Raw genomic sequence first — 21,873 nt, 5'->3', positions numbered from 1 at the left:
TACATAATTGAAAGGATTTACCACATCATGAAACGAAAGATGCTCTCTCTCTTCTGTGCCGTTCTTCTCACAGTCGGAATCTTCACTCCGACAGGTACCCCGGCTGAAGCTGCTACCACGTATTATGTCAAAGTCATGACTAACAGTTTAAACGTCCGTTCGGGCCCGGGCACGACGTATGCAATCGTCGGCAGTGCGAAATTGGGACAATCCTTCAAATATCTCGGCGTGAGCGGGGGATGGACAAAAATCAATTTCAACGGGACATCCCGCTACGTATCCAGTACATATGTGAAGAAGTACAGTGTCTCCACGCTTTCAACCACATCGACTGCGAAAATGATCATCCCGACAAAAGGGACGTTGACACAAAAGTATGGTCCGGCGAGCGGGCAGTACGGTTATACGTTCCATAACGGTATCGACTTGGCTGCTCCAAGAGGAACACCGGTCGTGTCAGCCGCTTATGGAAAAGTCATCGTTTCTCGGAACTATGGGGCTTACGGTAACCACATCATGATGAGCCATCAGTTGAATGGACAAACATATATTACTGTATACGCACACCTTGATCGCCTCAATGTCGTTACAGGACAAACGTTAGCAAAAGGAGCAACGATTGGAACGGTCGGGAATACCGGTAACTCGTTCGGGAATCATCTCCACTTCGAAGTGCATCGGAACAGCTATGTGTATAGCAGTTCATCTCCTGCTAACAGTATCAATCCGTATACAATGTTTTGACATAAAAGCACGCGCTCTCAAACAATGGGAGCGCGTGCTTTTTGGTTAATGCCATGTCGTTTGTTTGTTTCGCTCGATTTGGTTGGCGGCAATGAGGCTGACACCAACGACGACACCGAACACCAATCCGAACAGGTTGTTGAAGAGTAACATGAGGATGATCCCGAAGACGAGACCGATACTCATGAGGCCAATCCGATCAAACATATTGAATCCCCTTTTCTGTAGTTGTGCACCTCAATGATTAACCGATTTTCAAAGAAAGAACACCGACGAAATGGACTGATTGATTCATTATACGTGTTTGGAAGAACCAGGTTTCGTTTTGTAGAAACTATAGAGGACGCTAATCAAGATGACGAGAACGATGGTTCCAAGAGACATCCAAATCGGCATCTTGTACACATCACCGAAAATCATCTTCGCCCCTATGAAGACGAGCATGAAGCTGAGACCGTGTTTCAAATAGTAGAAGCGGTCGATCAAGTTGGCGAGGACGAAGTAGAGACTACGAAGTCCGAGAATCGCCATGATGTTCGCATAGAAGATGATATACGGGTCACGTGAATACGCGAAACTCGCGGCGACCGAATCGACTGCGAAGACGATATCCGACAATTCGATGAAGATGAGCGCGATGAAGAGTGGCGTGAAGAACAACTTCCCATTGATGCGCTTCGTGAACTTCCCGGATGAGATGTCCTGTGTGATGGGGAGGCGTCGCTCGAGCCAACGAATCGTCTTGTTTTCTTCAAGTGACTCGTCTTTCCCGATATTCTTATACATCATCCATCCTGTATAAACGAGAAACGCTCCGAACACGTAGTAGACCCAACCGAAGTTTTCTAAAAGGGATACGCCAGCGACGATGAAGACAGCGCGGAAGAAAATCGCTCCGAGAATCCCCCAGAATAGTACCTTATGTTGATACTTGAGTGGGATGGCGAAATAGGCAAAAACAAGTGAGAAGACGAAGACATTATCAATCGCGAGTGCCTTTTCGATAAAGTAGACGCTCGCATATTCCGTTGCGGCTGTACTTCCTTGCGTGAAGAACAACCATCCTCCGAATGCGATGGCAATCCCAATCCAGACAAACGTCCATGTCCATGCTTCGCGGAGCGAGACTTCGTGCGCTTTACGGTGGAACACCCCGAGGTCAAGTGCGAGCATGAAGATGACGATGAGTAAGAACCCGATGAGTAGGGTCAACAACAATTCCTCCTTTTAAGGTCATATGAACTTCTATATATTTAATTTAAGTTCATAAGAACTCAAAGTCAAGCGTAAAAATCAAAAACCACTCGAAAAGGAGTGGTCAATGTGTAGAGCGTCTTCTTAACACTATGCGAGCCGTCCAACCGACAACAGCGATTATTGTGAATCCTAAAAACATATACATCACATGTGAATACATTTCGATATACCCTAACCAAACTTGCCAATTCTCGCCGACTACAACACCAATAAAAATGAGTACCGTATTCCAAATGAGCGTCCCGCATGTCGTCAACACGATAAATTGAAGGAACGGCATATTCGACATACCGGCTGGAATCGAAATCAAACTGCGTACGACGGGAACGAACCGACCGAAGAATACTAATTTTGGACCGAATCGATCAAACCAGCGATCAGCCATTCGAACATCTTCTATTTTCAGATAAATTCTTTTGCCGTAACGGGTGATGAATGACTCGAGACGTTCTCGGTCCAGTAAAAGTCCAATCCCATAAAGGACAACGGCACCGAGGAGTGCTCCGACTGTTGCCACAACAATCATCCAAATAGGATTGAGTGTGGTTGTAGTTGTGAAAAAACCGCCAAAAATTAAGATTAATTCGGATGGGATTGGGGGGAACACATTCTCAACAAAAATAAGAAACATGACTCCGAAATAACCAAACTGTTCAATGATTTGTTGAATCCATTGCTCCATACCGTGATCGTCTCCTACCTAATTCATATTCTCCATCAACAATAAGTCGAATGACGACGATTTGGACATCCATCCTAAGATGTAAAGTGTTTTCAAACGATTTTTTTTGATGTCACGAAAGAGTAATTTCAAGGTCAAACTCACTTGAAAGTGATTATTCTTACATATATCGCAGAAGTGACCACAAATATACGGAGTGACTTCGATGCGTGATTTTCTGAACTGCAAATTAAGTATGAAGAAACTAGGAATAAAAAAACTTATAAATAATCATATTCATTTCACAAAAATCATTCGGATAAATCTGACAATTTAAGTTAAAAAATTTTTTATGAAAAGTTATTTACAGTCATTTTGAATCGGAGTAACATCCATCTCATCAACTTCATACGTATTGTTGAAATCTTTTCGCCGAGTTCCGGAGACGGAAGCGGGGGACCCACTGTCCAATCTGGACTGGGGTGAATCCTCAAGTGAGGTAGGGCCAACCTAGGCAAGCCCGAATCCGACAGCTAACCTCGTAGGCGTTATTAGGGGGATCCGACTCATGCAGTGATATGCCACTGGAGCCGTTTCTTGCTCCTGTGGTTTTTTGTATATTTTTTAATGTTAAATAAAGTAAAAAAATGAAAAAAGAGGTTATTATATGGTTGATTTATTCGCAATTGCTTTACTCATTGGTTTAGTGGCGTCTATGAATGTGATGATTCGTTCGATTGATCGGATGCACTGGAATGAACAGGGGTGACGACATGTATATCGTGCTTTTAGCGATTGGAATTGGGTATCTCTCTTACTTAACCGTTGCATTACTAAAACCAGAAAAATTTTAAAGACAGAGGAGAATGACGAACGATGTGGGTTACATTCATCATCACGTTGAGTTTGCTCATCACAATCACGATGACAGCCAGTGCCATGTTAGGTGGCTATATTGGACGGCGGTTTGTACCGATTCAAGAACGACCAAACTATGTAGGGAAAGCGCTCGAGACGAGGATCACACGTCGCCTTCGAATAAATGAGCGTGAAAAGCAAACATGGTTTGGCTATGCAAAAGATTTTTTGACACTCAATTTACTATTTTTATTGATTGGTTATGTGTTGCTTCGCTTTCAAGGAGTGTTGCCCTTCAATCCGAATGGGGCCGTCAACTTAGACTGGCATCTAGCATTCCATACGGTCATCAGTTTTATGACCAATACAGACCAACAGCACTATTCAGGTGAGGCGCTCTCTCACTTATCACAGATGTTCGTCTTATCGACACTCATGTTCGTGGCGCCAACGATGGCATTGACGATGGCGCTGGCTTTCATTCGAGCGATTCTTGGAAAGCAGATTGGTCAGTTCTATTTCGACTTTGTACGCGTCATCGTGTACGTGCTCTTACCAATCAGCTTATTTTTCGGTATGTGGTTGATTGCGTTTGGTGTCCCACAAACCCTTAGTCCGAATGCTGTCGTCACAACGCTCGAAGGGGCGAGCCAAACGATTCAACGAGGACCGATCGCATCATTTGAGGTCATCAAACAGCTCGGGAATAACGGTGGGGGCTACTATGCGGTAAATGGTGCGCATCCATTTGAAAACCCAAGCAAGTGGACGAATTACATCCATCTTTTCTTGATGCTCTTATTACCGATGTCATTGCCGTTCATCTACGGGTCGATGGCGAAGAAACGAAAACAAGGATTCCTTTACTTTGGTGTCATGCTTTTCTTGTTCGTCATTGGAACAGTGGCCATGTACGCCACTTTGTACTCGAACCCCTCTTTACATGGACAAGAGATGCGCTTCGGGGCAATTGGTACAGCGCTTTACGGCGCGGTGACGACAGCTGCTGAGACTGGCGCAGTCAATGCGATGCACGACTCGCTTCCATCTCTTAGCGGCATCATCTTGATGGGAAACATGATGTTGAACGTTGTCTTTGGTGGGGTCGGTGCCGGTTTCATGAACTTGATGATGTATGTGATCATCACCATTTTTGTTGCGGCCCTCTTGATTGGACAGACGCCGACCGTGCTTGGCAAGAAAATCGAAGGACGCGAGATGAAACTTGTCGCGTTAACGCTTCTTGTCTCGCCACTTCTTATTTTAGGATTTACGGCTTTGGCGCTCGTCGTACAGCCAGGACAAGAGGCCATCACGAACGCTGGACCTCATGGGATTTCACAAATCTTGTATGAGTATACATCCGCTGTCGCCAACAACGGATCCGGATTCGAAGGTTTATTGGATGCGACTCCGTTTTGGAATATCACGGCAGGCTTTGCGATGTTCTTCGGTCGATATATTCCGCTTTTATTAATGGTGGCGATGGCAGGTAGTCTTCAAATGAAACCACGTGTCACGGACGATGGGGCACTTCGGACCGACACGCCGCTATTTACATCACTTCTGTTCGGTGTGATTGTCATTGTCGGTGCCTTGACCTTTTTACCAGTGTTGTTGCTTGGACCATTCGCCGAATGGCTCATGATACGTTGAACATAGGAGAGAATAGAAGATGAATGAACTAGAAAAACAGACACGCCGCTTTGACACGAGCTTGATTGTTCCTGCCATGTGGGACGGAGTCAAAAAACTAGATCCACGGACGATGGTGAAACAACCGGTCATGTTCCTCGTATGGGGCGGATTCTTATTATCGCTCGTTTATACGATGCTGTCGGACGAGATGCGAGGATTTCACTTGGCAGTGACGCTCATTTTGCTCGTCACGTTATGGTTCGCCAATTTTGCCGAAGCGATTGCAGAAGGACGAGGGAAGGCGCAGGCAGCTACCCTTCGAGCATCTAAAAATGATGTGATGGCACGTCGAATTGTGAAAGATGGGATTGAGGAAGTCGCTTCGTCGCTCCTTCGAAAAGGAGATATCGTCGAAGTGCGCGCCGGAGACTACCTGCCGGGAGACGGCGAAATTATCGCCGGGCTTGCTTCGATTGATGAATCTGCGATTACAGGAGAATCGGCGCCAGTGATTAAAGAGTCTGGCGGAGACTTCTCTTCCGTCATCGGGGGAACGCTTGTCGTCAGTGACCGGATTGAGGTCGAGATTACAAGCAACCCAGGTGAATCGTTCCTTGACCAGATGATTACCCTTGTCGAGGGCTCGAAACGTCAAAAAACACCGAATGAGATTGCCTTGTCCCTGCTTCTTGTTTCGCTCAGTATGATTTTCTTACTCGTCGTTTTGACACTCCCTGCGTTTACGAACTATCTCGGCTTCCAATTGTCACCACCCATTTTAATTGCACTTCTCGTTTGTCTCATTCCGACAACGATTGGTGGACTCTTATCCGCCATCGGGATTGCCGGGATGGACCGGGTCACGCGATTCAATGTCATTGCGATGAGCGGGAAAGCCGTTGAGGCGGCTGGAGACATTCGAACCATCATTTTAGATAAGACGGGGACCATCACGTTCGGAAACCGGATGGCATTTGAAGTTCTGCCAGTAGAAGGAATCACAGCTTCGCAAGCGCTTGGAGTCGCCGTCTTGACGTCTTTGGAAGACGAGACACCAGAGGGGCGCTCTGTATTGACGCTTGCAAAAGAACGCTGGGGAGAATTAGATGAGTCACCGAAACAAGATGCGGTGATCATTCCATTCAAAGCAGAAACACGTATGTCGGGACTCGACTTGGCAGACGGTCGACGTGTCCGAAAAGGTGCGGCGTCCGCCGTCATTAACTGGGTGAGTGCTCAAGGTGGGATGATTCCGAGCGACTTACAGGATCAAGTCGATGCGATTTCGAAAGAAGGCGGCACTCCGCTCGTCATCTCAGAAGATGCACGGATTGTCGGCGTGATTCACTTGAAAGATACGGTGAAACCGGGTATGCGTGAACGCTTCGATCGCTTGCGTCAGATGGGAATCAAGACCATCATGTGCACGGGAGATAATCCGTTGACGGCCGCGACGATTGCACGCGAAGCTGGTGTCGATGAATTCGTAGCGGAATGTAAACCAGAAGATAAGATTCGTGTCATCAAAGCAGAACAAAAAGCAGGTCATCTTGTCGCAATGACGGGGGACGGTACGAATGATGCCCCGGCGCTCGCACAGGCAGACGTCGGTCTCGCCATGAACTCGGGGACACAGGCCGCGAAAGAAGCGGCGAATATGATTGATTTAGATTCGGATCCGACCAAAATCATTGAAGTGGTCGAAATCGGTAAGCAGTTACTGATGACACGCGGTGCTTTGACGACGTTCTCGATTGCGAACGATGTGGCCAAATACTTCGCCATCTTGCCGGCTATGTTCGTTGCATTTATCCCAGAGATGGATTGGTTGAACGTGATGCGTCTCGGCTCACCTGAGTCAGCTATCTTGGCCGCACTTTTGTTCAATGCCTTGATCATCCCACTTCTCATTCCAGTTGCGATGAAAGGGGTTCGTTACGACCCGGTCGGTCCCGAGAAGTTGTTACGTCGAAATTTACTCGTTTATGGTGTCGGTGGTGTGATTGTCCCGTTTTTGGGAATCAAAGCGCTCGACATCGTCTTAAACTTATTCATGTGAGGTGGACCGAATGTCTTCTATAAAACAAGCAGGTATCGTCGTCAGTTTGACGATGATCTTATGCGGTGTGGCTTATCCACTCGCTTTAACAGTAGCAGGTCAGGCACTATTTCCGAGTCAAGCTGAAGGTAGTTTGATCGAACGCGATGGTGAACAGATTGGATCAAAGTGGATCGCACAACCTTTCGTTTCGGAAGGTTACTTCCACGGCCGACCAACAGCAGTCGATCAACTCACTGGTCAATCGGGCGGCGATAACATGGCAGAAAGTAATCCGGACCGTCCGAAACACGATCCCGAACTTGCGGGAGCGATTGAGACATCCGGATCTGGACTTGATCCGCATATCTCGATAGAACATGCGATGTTACAAGTCGATCGTATCAGCGACGCACGTTCGATGGCGACGGCTGAAGTCGAAGGCGTCATTCAAAACACGGCTGACGGTGAATCGTACGTCAATGTCTTGATGATGAATCTTGCACTAGATGAGTTGAACTGATGCGAGGCAAACTTCGACTTTATATCGGAGCCGCACCGGGTGTAGGCAAAACGTATAAAATGTTGGCAGATGCACGGGCTCGTCAGCAAGAAGGGGTCTCGGTCATGATTGGATTGATTGAGACACATGGACGAAACGAAACAGAGGCGATGATTGGCGATTTGCCAATCGTCCCTCTTCTTTCGCTATTTTATAAAGGACACGAACTGAAAGAGTTAGACGTCGAGACCATCTTATCGTTTCATCCTGATATCGTCCTCGTTGATGAGTTGGCTCATACGAATGCCCCAGGCTCAGTACGGGCAAAGCGATACCAGGACGTGCAGGTGTTGTTAGAGAACGGAATCAATGTATATGCGGCCGTTAATATTCAGCATTTTGAGAGTCTACTGTTGACCGTGAAAGGCATCACAGGCGTAGAGGTAAGAGAACGGATTCCAGATCTGTTCCTCAATCAGGCTGATGAAATTCTGCTCGTCGATGTGACACCGCAGACGTTACAAGAGCGGATGAGACAAGGGAAGATTTATCGACCGGACAAAATTGAACAAAGTCTGTCGTCATTTTTTACGCTGACCAATCTATCGAGTCTGCGTGAGATTGCGCTTCGACAAGTAGCGGATGAAGTCGATGATCAAGTCTATCGAACCCGAAAAAATGTGGTGTCTGATCCGACGCTCCTCCAAGAGCGGATCATGGTCTGTATTCAGCTCAATGACAATGCGAGACATTTGATCTATCGAGGATTTCGCATGGCGAGTCGACTCAAAGCGAAACTTTATATCTTGTCTGTCCTCCATGGTGAGGAGAGAAAATTGACACCTGAGCAGACTGCCATTCTAAAAGAAGTTCGAGAGCAAGGTGCATCATTCCAGGCAGAAGTGATTGTCTTGAATGTACCGAGGAAAGAACTAACGAAGAGTTTAACGACTACGGCACGAGAAAAACGCATTACCCAATTGATTCTTGGACAATCAGCAAGGACACGCTGGCAAGAAGTCATGCGCGGGTCGATTGTGAATGTCATCATGCGGGAATTGAAGCAGGTGGACATCCATATCGTCTCGGATCAAACGTGACAGGTGTGACGGGTCGTATGAACGGGAAGAGTGAATCATGCGAACAAAGGAGGGGTTTTATGAAATATTTAGTCACAGGAGCAACGGGGAAACTCGGCTCGAAAATTGTAGAGGAACTACTCAAGTCGATTGATGCGAGTGAGCTCGCTGTAAGTGTACGGAATCCGGAGAAGGCGGCGTCTCTTAAAGAGCGTGGCGTTGATGTGCGACATGGTGATTTTGATCAGCCAGACACACTCGATGAAGCGTTCAAAGGTGTCGAGCGTCTTTTGATCATCTCGGCAGATGGCGATAACGATACGCGGATTCGTCAACATACGAACGCGGTTGAGGCGGCGAAACGGGCAGGTGTTTCATTCATTGCCTACACGAGTCTAGCCGATGCGACAGACAGTGAGAACTTGATGGCACCTCCACATGTCGTCACAGAGGAAGCGATTGTCGAGTCCGGTATTCCGCATGCGTTCTTACGGAACAACTGGTACTTAGAGAACGAGTTATCAAGTATTCAAGCGGTAATTGACGGGGCGCCATGGATCACGGCGGCTCGGGACGGTAAAGTCGGTTGGGCTCTACAACAAGATTATGCGGAAGCCGCATCGAATGTTCTGTTAAAAGAACAACAAGACAATGCGGTCTATGAACTATCAGGACCACTTCATACCCAGCAAGATCTTGTAGACGCGCTCAGTGAAGTGTTAGGTCGTGAAGTGATGATGCAGGAGTTGAGTCTCGAGGCATACGAAGAGACGATGCGCGGGGCTGGATTGCCAGAAGAAGTCGTTGCGATTCTTGCGGGGATTCAGCGAAGCATTCGTCAAGGAACGCTCGAAATTCATGAGAGTGACTTCGAACCGGTTCTCGGACGCCCGGTCACACCTCTTCAAGAAGGAATTCGTCAATTGCTCGACCGATAAGTAAAATGCCCTCGACCACTTGGTCGAGGGCATTTGTGTTAGGCGCGAGTGGCGTGATCCTCGAGTTGAGTCGTCACGTCTTCAAGCGAATTCGCGGTTAGAGCGAGTCGGTCCGACATCGAGCTGAGTTCTTTTTGAATGGCGACTTGCTCTTCCGTTGCTGCGGCAACATGGTGAATCTGTTGTTGAAGTTCATTCGCCGCATATTTCGTCGATTCAAGTCGTGTTTCGAGTGCTTCCATCTGTGTCGTGACCCGCTGGCGTGTCTCTTGAATCGAAGCAATTTGTTCGTCGATTTCTGATACATCTTCTGTAAGACGGCCAAAGACAGCCGTCACATCGTTCGTGACAGTTTGACAGTTTTCGGTCGCTTGTTTGAAAAGATGCGCTGATTTGGATACGACGGTCGTATCTTCCATCAATCCACCGAGGACTCGGGTCATCTCGGATGCATATTCACGCGATTGGACAGCGAGTTTCCCGACTTCGGAGGCGACAACGGCGAATCCTCGTCCAGCCTCACCGGCACGAGCCGCTTCAATAGATGCATTCAAGGCGAGCATGTTCGTCTGTTCACTGATCGAACCGACTTGTTGCAAGATTCCTTGGATTTCATTTGAACGATTCGACATCGTCGCAACAATCCGGTCGAGTTGTTCCGATTCGGTAATGATTTCTTGTACTTTTGTTTCCATTAGTCGCATGTCTTTGTTCCCAGCAAGGGCATCTTTAGCGATGCGCGAGGATGCTGCGGCCGTTTGGGCCATTCGTTCTTGAATGAGCGCTGTCAAAGACCGAATCGAGTGAATTTCATCTGCCCCTTGCACCATGGAGGCTTGTTGGGATGAAGCATGCGCGACAATCGGGTCGACCGTGACAGCGATTTGCTCACCAGATTCAAGAGACTGGTTAGCGGCAGATTCAAGCTCTTCGGCGTGACTGTTTAACGATTGAACGAGGGCGCTGACATCATGAATCGCTTGTTGTAACAACTGTCGTGTTTCTTGCTCCTGTGCCTCGGCATGTTGCGTCTCGTTATTACGGAAGTGTATTTGGGCGACAAGCACAACACTCAGAAGAATCAAGTACACGGCATGGACGAGTAGTAAACTGAACGGATATTCGCTCGTTCCACAAATCATCTCAGGGATTAAAAAGTATCCGACTAGATGTTGCACAGCAAAGATTCCGGCACTATACAAAATCAAGTCGATGCGACGCATGAACGACAAAATCGCCAAGACGACAAAAATGGAGAAGTGATATTCAACAAGTCCTTGTCCTCCAGCAACGGTCGAGATGCTTGCGAAGGTGAGTGTCAGCATCATCCAATAAGGAAATGCTACGGATTCTCGCTTAACTGTGACGATCATCATTCCAAAGAAGACGATTGGAAGGGCGAACAAGACCCATGTTACTCCGGGGTACACGTAACCGTCCGCACCGTTTCGCAGAACCGTATACGCATAGGCAAAGTCCGTGAAACGATGTAGCAAATGGACAACAACCGACGTCATCACAATCAATAACGTTGTCAACAACATCAACTGATTTCTTTTGATCAAACTCATCATTCTTTCCTCACATTCTCGTGTTCATTTGTTGTAGCTCTATACATATCGGATGAATAGTATAGAAGTTTATATGAATTACATGTTCAAGGCACAAAAAAAAGAGCATAATGCTCTCTCTCATAAAATTTCAATTCAATCCAAGCCATTTTTTAACCGGTTCTCGGAAGATGTACGTCACGACAATCAAGCCGACGAAGACGAGCGCGGCAATGAAAATCGTGGTGACACTGCCTGAGGCGAGGCTCGCCCCGAGGAAGCTGTAGGCGAACGTACCTGGGATCATGCCGAGCACGGTCGCCGGTACGAAGGCGCGGAAGCGAACACGTGAGATTCCACCGGCATAACTAAGTAAGTCGAAACTGACGAGCGGGATGAGCCGGAGGACAAATACATATAAAAAGCCACGACGCTCCATTTGTGTGAACAGTTTCTCTGACCATGGATAGCGGTCGACGTTGATGACTGAGCGTCCGAAAAAACGCCCCATCACATAACCGGTCGTCGCAGCAGCAGTTGCACCAATAATGATATAGAGGACACCTGGCCATACGCCGAACGCGAGTCCGGCTCCGAGCGAGAGGACGGATGTCGGTAAAAATGCGACCGGACCGATGGCATAAAGAAAAATAAAGAAGAGTGGACCCCAAAATCCGAATGACAAGACGATGTCCCGGATGTCAGACGGACGCAACTCATAGTGGAAATGGGTGATATAGAACAAAGATCCAAACACGAGAAGAAAGAGTGTGAGTTTGAGTGGTCGTGACAAGTTGTCCGCTCCTTTCGTAACCGAATGTATCTGATGTTATTATACTGCATCTCCATGCAACATAAATGCGAGCCGGCTTACAAAAGGTGTAACGAGATGGAGCAAAGAGGCAGCTATCCGAATCGAAACTTAGGTCAATGCTTTCTAAACATTGCTTCATTTTTCACAAATTCGACACGATAAATAGAATGGGAGGGAAAATGATGAAAAATTTAAGCATGTCTAAGAAGTTTACCGTATTGATTTCATTATTCGTTGTGACACTCGTCATGATTTCAATGTTAAGTCATGTGTTGATTGGAAGAATGGCTGATGCCGGAGAAAAGATATACGAAGAGAGATTGATTCCGATTCGTGCCATTGGACAGTTGAGAACCGATAATCGTGCAATCGACAGTCACTTGTTAGAACTAATGTTGACGACCGAAAGTGCTCGAAATGAAGAGTTACAAAAAAATATTGAAGAGCGTCGGGAGAGTATGGTTACCGATCTCGAAGTATTTAATGATTCGATTTCGACAGAAGATCCTGAATTAATGAGTCGAATCGAAAAGTTGAATGAGGAGACGAACGCATATTTGGAAAGCATAGACGTCGTATTGCAACCTGCATTACGAAATGAAAATGAATCTGCTTACCGACAATATGGAACAGAATTACGACCAATTCGACTTGCGCTTGTTGAGACAGCGAAAGAAGTTATGGATCAGTTGAATGTGGATGCGGAAACGGCCAGTGATACGATGCGGTCTGATCGAGAGCGTGCTGTGTTTATCTTTTGGGGTCTTGTCATTTTGGGAGCTGCGCTTTCAATTGGATTAGGCGTCTACATCACGCGCCTTGTGGTTGGTCCGGTGAAAGAATTGAACGTATTGATGAGTCGTGCCGGTGAAGGGGATTTGACAGTCAATAGCACATACACATCACGCGATGAAATCGGGGCGCTCGCACAGTCATTCAATCAGATGAAAGAAAGTTTACGAGAGTTGATTGGTGGAGTGACTTCGACTGCTGGGCGTGTGGCGACTTCATCGGACGATTTGAAAAATAACGTAGAAGAAACGACAAAAGCGACAGAGATGGTAGCTGTGACGATGGAAGAAATCGCTTCGGGTTCACTCCATCAGTTGAAACGGGTCAAGTCTTCAAATGGTACCCTTTCAGAATTGACGAATGGCATTCACCAAGTCTCTGATCGTGCTCAACAGATGACTGTATTATCGGAAGGGGCATTGGACAAAGTACAATCAGGGAATGAGCTAATCGAAACGCTTGAACATCAGCTTGAAGCGATGAATGAAAAAGTGAAGACGTTGCAACAAGTCATTGAGCAGCTTAATACTCGTTCTCAAGAGATTGGTACAATCAGTGGGACCATTTCAGGAATTGCAGAGCAAACGAACTTACTTGCATTAAATGCAGCAATCGAGGCAGCGCGCGCAGGAGATCAGGGACGTGGGTTTGCAGTCGTTGCTGCAGAAGTACGAAAACTTGCGGAAGAATCAGCCGATGCGACCAAACAAATTTCCTCTCTAATTCATCATACACAGACAGAAACAAAGCATGCCGTAGAGACGATGCATGTCGTAGAAGGTGATATGGGACAGAGTGTGACGAACGTGCGGCAGACAGGTGTTGCGTTTGATGAAATTAAAGTGGCCATTGAAGAAGTCGGGCAACAAATAGAAGAAGTGTCCAGTGCTGTACAAGAAATGGCGGCGGGAGCGACAGAAGTGTTGAACTCTGTGAATGAGATTCAAGGAATTACTGAATCGACTGCCACAGAAACAGAGAACACATCAGCAGCTACTGAAGAACAGATGGCATCAATGGAAGAAATTACGGCAGCCGCTCAAGAATTATCGAATATGGCGGATGAGATGCGAGAGATGACGAATCGATTTACTGTGTAAATGAAAAGAGTCCGAAAATTAGTCGGACTCTTTTTTATTATTTCGTTGTCCTTCGTAGTGCTGAATCCATTCCTCGACAGTCATCTTCTCGACGAGTTCTCCGACCAAGTCAAACGGGATTCGCTTCACGTTATTGAAACGGATACAGCTTTTCCCCATATCAAGTTTCGTCGGGACACGACTCGCATACTCCCGTTCGAACCAAGCGAGTAGTTCAGGGTCGGCGTAAATGCCCATGTGATACAGTCCGACATGGCGCTTTTGCGCGATTACACTGATAAACGGTAGTGGCGTCCCCGGTGTGACATGATACCCGGACGGATATCGATCGAGTGGAACGACGTAATGGACACCATGTCCGTCCGTCGTTTTTTCAAATCCGCCAGGTAAATGATCATCGATGACCTCGAGCAGATGAATAAATGAATCGAGCCGTGCCTCGTCGACGAGTGCCGTCACATCCATCATGATTCGCCTCCTCGTAAGATCTTCTCCATTTTCTTTCCTTTTGCCAACTCATCGATGAGTTTGTCCAAATAACGGATCTCACGCATGAGTGGTTCTTCAACGTTCTCGACACGAACCCCACAGACGACACCTTTGATGAGGGCGCGGTCTTCATTCAGACGAGGTGCTGAAGCGAAAAACGTATCAAAATCGACTTGATTGGCTATCTGACGTTCGAGTCCGGTCTCATCGTAACCGGTCAACCATTCGATGATGGTGTCGACTTCTTCCTTCGTCCGTCCTTTGCGTTCGGCTTTGGCGACGTAGAGTGGATAAACGCTCGCGAAACTCGTGGTATAGATTCGGTGACCCATCTTTCATTCATCTCCTTCTTAGCGAAAATTCTTACTTCCATTCTCTCACAAATTACGATACGCTTATATAAAGTATTTTGTTGCATTTGCAACAAAAAAGCAGAGGTGTCTCATGATGCATGACCATTTACGAGAGATCGGGATGATTGCGCGTGCCCTCGATTCAATCAGCAACATTGAATTCAAGGCACTCGGTTTAGAAAAAGGGAAGTACTTGTACATCGTTAGGATTTTTGAACACCCAGGTATCATTCAAGAACGGCTAGCAGAGTTGATTAAGGTAGACAGGACGACCGCCGCACGTGCCATCAAGAAACTGGAGCAAGAAGGATGGATTGAGAGGCGACCAGATCTTGATAATCAGAAAATCAGACGTTTATACGTGACGGAGAAAGGAGAGGTATTGTACCCGCTCATCATTCGCGAACACGAATATTCTACATCGGTCGCATTATCAGGATTCGACGAGAAAGAAAGTGAGGAGTTGTTACGCCTTTTGGAAAAAGTACGACGTAATGTTGAAACAGATTGGACCGAAGTGAAGAAAGGCAAGTATCGAGAATACTGAGAGGAGCGAGAACATGATTGAAATCTCAAAAGTGACAGACGTAGAAGCCTTACGTCACATTAGCATCCAGACATTTACGGAGACGTTCGCACGTCACAACACAGAAGAACATTTGAACGCTTACTTAGAAAAAGCGTATGCGCCTGAGCAGTTGCAGCATGAGTTGGCACATCCTGATTCTTATTTTTATTTTGCACATGTAAAAGGTGAGTTGGCAGGCTATTTGAAAGTGAACGTACGCGATGCTCAATCTGAACCGATGGGCGAAGATGCGATTGAAATCGAACGAATCTACGTATTAGAAGCATTTCAAGGTCAAGGGGTGGGGAAAGCGTTATTTACTCAAGCAACCGAATTGACGAAGGAACTACACAAACGAAAGATGTGGCTCGGCGTATGGGAACACAATGAAAGAGCGATTCAATTTTATCGACGAAACGGGTTCGGACAAACGGGTGTCCACACATTCTTTATGGGAGAGGATGCACAAAACGACCTCATTTTCATGAGGCCGTTCACGGACTAAAGCCATTCTGACAAGTTGTTCAAGTTCGGATAGATGGCATCTGGTTCTATATCAAATGCTTCAAATGGTAAGTCATTCCGATTGATCCAGACCGCATGGAAGCCAAAGTTTTTCGCCCCGGCGATGTCCCATCCGTTCGACGATAAGAAGAGCACCTCGTCACGACGAAGACCAGACGTTTTGAACCAATTCATGTAGGCGGCAGGCGTCGGTTTAGGTTGTTTGATGCCGTCGACGCTGACAACCTCATCAAAATAATCGGTGAGACCGGCGTTGTGAAGCAATGCCTTAAGCATCTCGTCCGTCCCGTTTGAGAGAATGACGGTCTTCACGTCATGCATCTCTTTTAGGACCGATTCGATCTCCTTATACGGGGTGAGGTGCGCATACGATGCAGTCAGACGTTGTTCGATTTCCTTTGTGAATGGTGCGTCATGCACGGCTAATGCGTAACGGAGTGCGTCCCGGGTCACTGTATCGAAATCTTCATAGCGTCCCATCATGTGCCGCCAAAAGAAATACTCAAGTTGTTTCGTCCGCCACACTTGGCTGATGGCTGCTCCCTTTTCAGGGAACTCTTGTTCACAGGCATCCTTCACCGAATGGACGTCGAATAAGGTGCCGTATACGTCAAAGACGATGGCTTTAATCGTTGGTTTCATAAATAACATCCCTCCTTCTGTGTCGTTATACCCGTCTTGTTCAGAATATAATAGGAGAAAGGGGGTTCGACATGTATATTCCAAAACAATATTCCGTCACAGAGCGAGCAGAGATTTATACATTTCTTCATGCCAATCCGTTCGGCACGATTGTGACGCATGACGGGGATAAGCCGATTGCGACGCACGTCCCGTTACGATTCGATGAGGCGAACGGTCAACTGACGACCCATGTCGCAAAAGCGAATCCGCAGTGGCGAACAATTGAAGATCAAACCGTTCTTGTCATCTTTCAAGGACCAAGTGCTTACGTGTCAGCGTCATGGTATGGCCATGAGGACGTCTCGACATGGAACTATCAAGCCATACACGTGTATGGACGTGCGACGATTCTCAATGAAAGCGAGTTGGTTGAGGAACTAGCCGGATTACTTCACGAGCATGAAGGCGAACGTGAGCATGCGGTGCGTTGGGATGCATTATCCGAACCGGTGAAGCGACAAATGAACGGTGTCGTCGGGTTTCGGATCGACATCACCGATATGCAGGCGACGTTCAAGTTAAGCCAAAACCGAAACGACGTGGACCATGAACGGATCGTATCGGAGCTTGAAAAACAAGATGAACCGATCGCGGACGTCATGCGACAACATCGAAAGTCCTGATAAACCTGTCCTAAAACGACAGGTTTTTTCATTTTTCTATATCGAATAGCAGTTGACACGAAGGAATAGCAAGTCTATACTCATAACTGATAATGATTATCAGTATCGAGAAAATAGAGAAGTTGAAAAAGGAGAAGAAACACGTGAACAAGACAATGAAGAAGTGGTTACATATGTTTATTTTTGCTTCAGCGTTTGCACTCATCTTAGCCGGCTGTGGTTCGGAAGAAGCTGAGAACGCTTCCACGAACGAAGGGACGGAAGAGTCAGCAGAAGGATATCCAATCACAATCGAGCATGCGTTCGGTGAGACTGTCATCGAAGAAAAACCAGAGCGTGTCGCAACGATTTCGTGGGGAAACCATGACGTCGCACTTGCACTCGATGTCGTACCGGTCGGATTTTCAGCTGCGAACTACGGTGTCCAAGATGATAGCGGGATGCTCCCATGGACAGCAGAGAAGTTGACAGCGCTTGGCGAAGAGAACCCGAACATCTATCAAGACACGGACGGATTAGACTTTGAAGCAATCGCAGATTCAAATCCCGATGTCATCTTGGCCGCCTACTCAGGCATCACGCAAGAAGACTATGACACGCTTAGCCAAATCGCACCGGTCGTGGCATATCAAGAAACACCTTGGGTCACCTCATGGCAAGACATGGTTCGTTATGACTCACTCGCAATGGGACTTGGTGAAGAAGGCGAACAGTTAATCAAAGACACGGAGCAGTTGATTACTGACAAAGCGACAGCCGTTCCTGAGATTGCTGGAAAGAAAGCCGCTTTCGTCTCGATGAGCGCAGAAGATCTTTCAAAATTCTATATCTATACAACAGGTGATCCTCGTGGTGCCTTCATCGAAGAACTCGGCATGGAGTACCCACAAAACATTGTCGACGAAGCTGAAAAAGCAAATAGCTTCTATCTCGAGCTCAGCAAAGAGAACGCCGACATTTTGAACGACGTCGACATCTTCGTCACATACGGAAATGAAGACACGTTGAAGGCGCTTCAAGCAGACCCGCTCTACAGTAAAGTACCAGCCATCGAACGCGGATCGGTCGTATTGATTGAAGACAATACGCCACTCGCAGCGGCTGGAACACCGACGCCACTCTCGATTGAATATACGATTGATGAGTACGTTTCACGCGTATCGGATGCCCTTGCGAAAGTAAAATGATGCAAAATCAGGTGAAACAGATGCATACCCCGAAGTACTTCCCGCTCCTGTTAGTTGGGACGCTCGTACTGACGGTGCTATGCATCGTGGCATCCCTTGCCTTCGGCTCTCGAACAGTCGGGTGGAATGAACTGCTGGACGGTTTATTCCGTCCGGCTGTTCAGTCGTATGAGGCAGATATTGTCCGGGAGCGGGTCGTCCGGACAATTTTCAGTTTTATGTGTGGCGCAGCACTCGGTGTGGCGGGTGCACTCATGCAGTCGGTGACGCGTAACCCAATCGCTGACCCGAGTATTCTTGGGGTCAACACGGGAGCAGCGCTCGCCGTCGTCATCGGCATCGCATTCTTCAACATCGCGACGGCGAGTGCGTTCATCTGGTTTGCGCTCGTTGGGGCGCTATTGACGGCCATTTTCGTTTTCGGCATCGGTTCACTCGGAAGGGGAGGGGCGACCCCGCTCAAACTCGTCTTGGCGGGAGCGGCGACAAGTGCAGCATTATCGTCGCTCGTCATGGCTCTTATGATTCCACGCTCAAACGTCATGGACCAGTTCCGCTTTTGGCAAGTAGGGAGTGTCGGTGCGGGAAATCTGGATTCGATTTATACATTTTTACCGTTTCTTCTAATCGGTCTCGTGATTGCGGTAGTGACCGCACCTTCCTTGAACGCACTTGCGCTCGGGGAGGAGATGGCGAAGAGTCTTGGTGTTCGGACGGGGACATTGAAGTTGACCGCCTCGTTCGCAGGCGTGATTCTGTGTGGGGCTGCGACTGCACTCGCTGGACCGATTGGGTTTATCGGACTTCTCGCCCCACATTTGATTCGACTCGTGCTCGGTCCTGACCAACGCTACCTCATGCCGATGTCTGCCTTAGCAGGTGCCATCATCTTGACCTTCTCGGATGTCATGGGACGTTTGCTTGGAAGTCCGGGTGAACTTGAGGTCGGGATTGTGACGGCGTTCATCGGGGCACCGATCTTGATTCTATTGACAATGAAAGTGAAAGTAAGAGGACTATGATGCAACCAGCGATTGAACAAATCAGACAAGGTCGCATGAAGCGACGCCGTCGCTATGTCGGGATGACGCTTCTTTTGACCATCATAGCGGTAGCATTGAGCGGGTTGATGCTCATGTTGGGCAATACGATTTATCCGGTTCAGGATGTCATCCGCGTCTTGCTCGGGGAAGACGTAAAAGGGGCGACGTTCGCCGTTGAAGTATTGCGTCTACCACGTATGCTCGCTGGTGTCTTTGCCGGTGCAGCATTTGGTACCGCGGGAACGATTTTCCAAACGATGCTTCGAAATCCGCTTGCCAATCCAAATGTCATTGGGATCACAACGGGGTCCAGTGCGGCGGCTGTCTTCTGTATCGTCGTCCTACAATCGAGTGAAGCGATAATCTCGATCGCTTCGATTATCGGTGGGCTCGTCACCGTGCTGGTCATCTATTTTCTATCCAAAGGGGCGGCTTTCTCCATCGGTCGTTTGGTGTTAGTTGGAATTGGGATTCAAGCGATGCTAACAGCTGTCATCAATTATCTATTGCTCATCAGCCGACAAAACGATGTCGCGATGGCGATGCGGTGGTTGACAGGAAGTTTAAATGGGGCGAAACTTGAGGAGTTGCCACCTTTAATCATCACGGTACTCATCTGTTTACCGATTGTACTGTTACTCACCCGTCAGCTTGAAATGCTCGAGCTCGGAGAAATGGCGGCGACAGGGCTTGGCATCAACACGAACCAGACCAGACTTCTACTCATTGTGGCGGCAGTATTCATGCTCGCCCTTGCAACAGCGACAACGGGACCGATTGCGTTTATTGCCTTCTTGGCAGGACCGATTGCCAAACGGCTCGTCGGAACGAGCCACGCGGGAATCTTGCCGGCAGCGCTTGTCGGCATCATCTTAGTACTAGCGGCCGACCTCGTCGGACAATTCGCCTTCACGGCACGCTATCCGGTCGGTGTCATCACCGGCATCATCGGCGCGCCTTATCTCTTATACTTGTTGATCCGGATGAACCAGAAAGGGGACTTCTAAATGGCATCCATTATGAAAGTGGAACATCTCACCTCAGGATACGAGGACAAGATGATTTTGAACGATATCAGCCTTGAAATTCCGAGCAATCAAATCAGCATCATCATCGGTGCGAACGGTTGCGGGAAGTCGACACTCCTGAAGACGATGGCACGCCTCATCAAACCGACTGCCGGTCAAGTGACGCTTTACGATAAGCCGATTTCGAAAATGGCACCGAAAAAGCTAGCGCGTGTCCTCGGGATGTTGCCACAGTCCCCGGTCGTACCGGAAGGAATCACGGTCGCCGATCTTGTCGGTCGTGGTCGTTACCCGCATCAATCGTTCTTAAAGGGGTGGACGAAAGCCGATTACGAAGCTGTCGCCGAGGCGATGGAGATGATGAACATTACGGAGTTCGCGGATCGTCCCATCGACGAGTTGTCAGGCGGACAGCGCCAACGCGTCTGGATTGCGATGGCACTGGCTCAACAGACGGACGTGCTCTTTTTAGACGAGCCGACGACGTATCTCGATATCACGTATCAGGTCGAGATTCTCGATTTGTTGACGGACTTGAATCGAAAGTACGGGACGACAATTGTCATGGTGTTGCACGATATCAACTTGTCGGCACGTTATGCGGACTATATCTTCGCGCTTGACAAAGGGAAGTTGATTGCCGAAGGGAAGCCATCGAACGTCATCACGTGTGATTTGATCCATCGTGTCTTCAACCTCCGCTGTTCGGTCATGTGTGACCCGGTATCGGGTTCACCTTCCGTTATTCCGATTGGGCGTCATCACGTGCAGACTGAAACGGAAGAGGCGGCTGTCGCGCAGCTTGAATTGGTGTGACCACGTATAGAGAGTCAAGAAGGGGCGAGCGCTCCTTCTTTTTTTGTTTATCCATGAAAGCGTTTGTAAAAAGTCATTGACTTCTCTTTGAGGCGGGTGTATGCTATAAATCCTGCCCAAAATGAGAGGCACGGGGACTGGCATCAGTTCATTCGATATTCGAGAGGAATGACTTAAGATGAACCAACAACAATTAGTCGAGCGCGCACGCCAATTGAAAGACAATGCGTATTCACCATATTCGAAGTTCCGCGTCGGTGCGGCACTTCTCATGAAAGACGGTACGGTCATCGACGGCGTCAACGTCGAGAACGTCTCGTTCGGAGCAACGAACTGTGCGGAGCGTACGGCCATCTTCACAGCGGTCGCTCAAGGATACAAAAAAGGTGACTTCGAAGCGGTTGCCGTGTCTGGGGACACGGAAGACTTCTTGCCACCATGTAGCATCTGCCGCCAAGTCATGGTCGAGTTCGGCGATCCTGACTTCAAAGTACTCCTCACGAACGGCAACGCCGATGTGAAAGAAGTGACGCTTGGAGAACTTGTCCCGCTCGCGTTCACTGATTTGGATATGTGATGTTGAACC

At 47.9% G+C, this 21,873-nt stretch carries 24 protein-coding genes and 1 riboswitch; of the genes, 16 read left to right on the top strand and 8 right to left on the bottom strand.

Annotation, left to right across the window (positions count from 1 at the left end):
- The first annotated feature begins 27 nt into the window (after positions 1-27).
- The gene (locus OKS35_RS09075) at positions 28-744 is read left to right on the top strand and encodes a peptidoglycan DD-metalloendopeptidase family protein (RefSeq protein WP_215243636.1); all 717 of its coding nucleotides are present in this window, start codon (positions 28-30) and stop codon (positions 742-744) included.
- Positions 745-789: 45 nt separating this feature from the next.
- Here OKS35_RS09075 and OKS35_RS09070 read toward each other — a convergent pair whose 3' ends face one another.
- The 3 genes from OKS35_RS09070 to OKS35_RS09060 all read right to left on the bottom strand — a co-directional run bounded on the left by OKS35_RS09070 (position 790) and on the right by OKS35_RS09060 (position 2,683).
- The gene (locus OKS35_RS09070) at positions 790-951 is read right to left on the bottom strand and encodes a hypothetical protein (RefSeq protein WP_214690450.1); all 162 of its coding nucleotides are present in this window, start codon (positions 949-951) and stop codon (positions 790-792) included.
- A gap of 87 nt (positions 952-1,038) precedes the next feature.
- A complete protein-coding gene (locus tag OKS35_RS09065) occupies positions 1,039-1,956 on the bottom strand; it encodes a TerC family protein (protein WP_159562943.1) in 918 nt (305 codons plus the stop codon).
- A gap of 106 nt (positions 1,957-2,062) precedes the next feature.
- Positions 2,063-2,683, bottom strand: coding sequence for a DedA family protein (locus tag OKS35_RS09060; RefSeq protein ID WP_214690451.1), 621 nt, complete (start codon positions 2,681-2,683; stop codon positions 2,063-2,065).
- Between the two features lie 399 nt (positions 2,684-3,082).
- Positions 3,083-3,225: riboswitch (cyclic di-AMP (ydaO/yuaA leader) on the top strand.
- 192 nt (positions 3,226-3,417) lie between these two features.
- Here OKS35_RS09060 and OKS35_RS15410 point away from each other — a divergent pair.
- Genes OKS35_RS15410 through OKS35_RS09035 form a run of 6 tightly spaced genes read left to right on the top strand, consistent with a single transcriptional unit; the run spans position 3,418 to position 9,715 of the window.
- Positions 3,418-3,516 carry a potassium-transporting ATPase subunit F gene (locus OKS35_RS15410; protein ID WP_196431244.1) on the top strand — a complete coding sequence of 33 codons (99 nt, stop codon included), beginning with the start codon at positions 3,418-3,420 and terminating at the stop codon, positions 3,514-3,516.
- A gap of 22 nt (positions 3,517-3,538) precedes the next feature.
- Positions 3,539-5,176, top strand: a complete 1,638-nt coding sequence (kdpA, locus tag OKS35_RS09055; protein ID WP_196431243.1) for a potassium-transporting ATPase subunit KdpA — start codon at positions 3,539-3,541, stop codon at positions 5,174-5,176.
- A gap of 19 nt (positions 5,177-5,195) precedes the next feature.
- Positions 5,196-7,217 (top strand): potassium-transporting ATPase subunit KdpB, encoded by a 2,022-nt coding sequence (gene kdpB, locus OKS35_RS09050; protein ID WP_159562939.1) that lies wholly within the window; start codon positions 5,196-5,198, stop codon positions 7,215-7,217.
- A gap of 10 nt (positions 7,218-7,227) precedes the next feature.
- Positions 7,228-7,719, top strand: a complete 492-nt coding sequence (locus OKS35_RS09045; protein ID WP_196431242.1) for a potassium-transporting ATPase subunit C — start codon at positions 7,228-7,230, stop codon at positions 7,717-7,719.
- Positions 7,719-8,798, top strand: coding sequence for a universal stress protein (locus OKS35_RS09040; protein WP_196431241.1), 1,080 nt, complete (start codon positions 7,719-7,721; stop codon positions 8,796-8,798). The genes OKS35_RS09045 and OKS35_RS09040 overlap by 1 nt, the downstream gene beginning before the upstream one ends.
- A gap of 59 nt (positions 8,799-8,857) precedes the next feature.
- Complete coding sequence (locus OKS35_RS09035) at positions 8,858-9,715, top strand: SDR family oxidoreductase (protein ID WP_196431240.1); 858 nt, start codon at positions 8,858-8,860, stop codon at positions 9,713-9,715.
- A gap of 38 nt (positions 9,716-9,753) precedes the next feature.
- Here OKS35_RS09035 and OKS35_RS09030 read toward each other — a convergent pair whose 3' ends face one another.
- Together OKS35_RS09030 and OKS35_RS09025 are read right to left on the bottom strand one after the other, a co-directional pair.
- Positions 9,754-11,286: a methyl-accepting chemotaxis protein gene (locus OKS35_RS09030; RefSeq protein ID WP_196431239.1), complete on the bottom strand. Its 1,533-nt coding sequence runs from the start codon at positions 11,284-11,286 to the stop codon at positions 9,754-9,756.
- A gap of 130 nt (positions 11,287-11,416) precedes the next feature.
- Positions 11,417-12,058, bottom strand: coding sequence for a TVP38/TMEM64 family protein (locus OKS35_RS09025; RefSeq protein ID WP_078147622.1), 642 nt, complete (start codon positions 12,056-12,058; stop codon positions 11,417-11,419).
- A gap of 203 nt (positions 12,059-12,261) precedes the next feature.
- Here OKS35_RS09025 and OKS35_RS09020 point away from each other — a divergent pair, with 203 nt between their 5' ends.
- The gene (locus OKS35_RS09020) at positions 12,262-13,971 is read left to right on the top strand and encodes a methyl-accepting chemotaxis protein (protein WP_196431238.1); all 1,710 of its coding nucleotides are present in this window, start codon (positions 12,262-12,264) and stop codon (positions 13,969-13,971) included.
- Between the two features lie 18 nt (positions 13,972-13,989).
- On the opposite strand, the gene OKS35_RS09015 is transcribed toward OKS35_RS09020, so the two are convergent.
- The gene (locus tag OKS35_RS09015; RefSeq protein ID WP_159562934.1) at positions 13,990-14,439 is read right to left on the bottom strand and encodes a DUF1801 domain-containing protein; all 450 of its coding nucleotides are present in this window, start codon (positions 14,437-14,439) and stop codon (positions 13,990-13,992) included.
- On the bottom strand, positions 14,436-14,792 hold the full coding sequence (locus tag OKS35_RS09010) for a DUF2200 domain-containing protein (protein ID WP_012727286.1): 357 nt from the start codon (positions 14,790-14,792) through the stop codon (positions 14,436-14,438). The genes OKS35_RS09015 and OKS35_RS09010 overlap by 4 nt, the downstream gene beginning before the upstream one ends.
- Positions 14,793-14,907: 115 nt before the next feature.
- Here OKS35_RS09010 and OKS35_RS09005 point away from each other — a divergent pair, with 115 nt between their 5' ends.
- Both OKS35_RS09005 and OKS35_RS09000 read left to right on the top strand, forming a co-directional pair.
- On the top strand, positions 14,908-15,360 hold the full coding sequence (locus tag OKS35_RS09005) for a MarR family transcriptional regulator (protein ID WP_196431237.1): 453 nt from the start codon (positions 14,908-14,910) through the stop codon (positions 15,358-15,360).
- Between the two features lie 13 nt (positions 15,361-15,373).
- Positions 15,374-15,886, top strand: coding sequence for a GNAT family N-acetyltransferase (locus OKS35_RS09000; RefSeq protein ID WP_074035808.1), 513 nt, complete (start codon positions 15,374-15,376; stop codon positions 15,884-15,886).
- Here the strand turns inward: OKS35_RS09000 and OKS35_RS08995 are convergent.
- Complete coding sequence (locus tag OKS35_RS08995; protein ID WP_074035810.1) at positions 15,883-16,548, bottom strand: haloacid dehalogenase type II; 666 nt, start codon at positions 16,546-16,548, stop codon at positions 15,883-15,885. The two genes, OKS35_RS09000 and OKS35_RS08995, sit on opposite strands and share 4 nt — an antisense overlap.
- A 71-nt stretch (positions 16,549-16,619) precedes the next feature.
- Between OKS35_RS08995 and OKS35_RS08990 the strand changes: the two genes are divergently transcribed.
- The 6 genes from OKS35_RS08990 to OKS35_RS08965 all read left to right on the top strand — a co-directional run bounded on the left by OKS35_RS08990 (position 16,620) and on the right by OKS35_RS08965 (position 21,864).
- Positions 16,620-17,213, top strand: a complete 594-nt coding sequence (locus OKS35_RS08990; protein ID WP_196431236.1) for an FMN-binding negative transcriptional regulator — start codon at positions 16,620-16,622, stop codon at positions 17,211-17,213.
- A 155-nt stretch (positions 17,214-17,368) separates the two neighbouring features.
- Positions 17,369-18,400: an iron-siderophore ABC transporter substrate-binding protein gene (locus tag OKS35_RS08985; RefSeq protein ID WP_168169901.1), complete on the top strand. Its 1,032-nt coding sequence runs from the start codon at positions 17,369-17,371 to the stop codon at positions 18,398-18,400.
- Between the two features lie 20 nt (positions 18,401-18,420).
- Positions 18,421-19,422 carry a FecCD family ABC transporter permease gene (locus OKS35_RS08980; protein WP_370568609.1) on the top strand — a complete coding sequence of 334 codons (1,002 nt, stop codon included), beginning with the start codon at positions 18,421-18,423 and terminating at the stop codon, positions 19,420-19,422.
- Positions 19,419-20,450 carry a FecCD family ABC transporter permease gene (locus OKS35_RS08975; protein WP_196431234.1) on the top strand — a complete coding sequence of 344 codons (1,032 nt, stop codon included), beginning with the start codon at positions 19,419-19,421 and terminating at the stop codon, positions 20,448-20,450. The genes OKS35_RS08980 and OKS35_RS08975 overlap by 4 nt, the downstream gene beginning before the upstream one ends.
- The gene (locus OKS35_RS08970; protein ID WP_196431233.1) at positions 20,451-21,287 is read left to right on the top strand and encodes an ABC transporter ATP-binding protein; all 837 of its coding nucleotides are present in this window, start codon (positions 20,451-20,453) and stop codon (positions 21,285-21,287) included.
- Positions 21,288-21,465: 178 nt separating this feature from the next.
- Complete coding sequence (locus OKS35_RS08965; protein WP_074035820.1) at positions 21,466-21,864, top strand: cytidine deaminase; 399 nt, start codon at positions 21,466-21,468, stop codon at positions 21,862-21,864.
- The last annotated feature ends 9 nt before the right edge of the window (positions 21,865-21,873 follow it).

The organism is Exiguobacterium sp. N5 (assembly GCF_025842465.1).
Taxonomy (GTDB): Bacteria; Bacillota; Bacilli; order Exiguobacteriales; family Exiguobacteriaceae; genus Exiguobacterium; species Exiguobacterium profundum.
The sequence above is the reverse complement of the archived record's forward strand: the minus strand, read 5'-3'. Positions and strand labels throughout refer to the sequence as shown.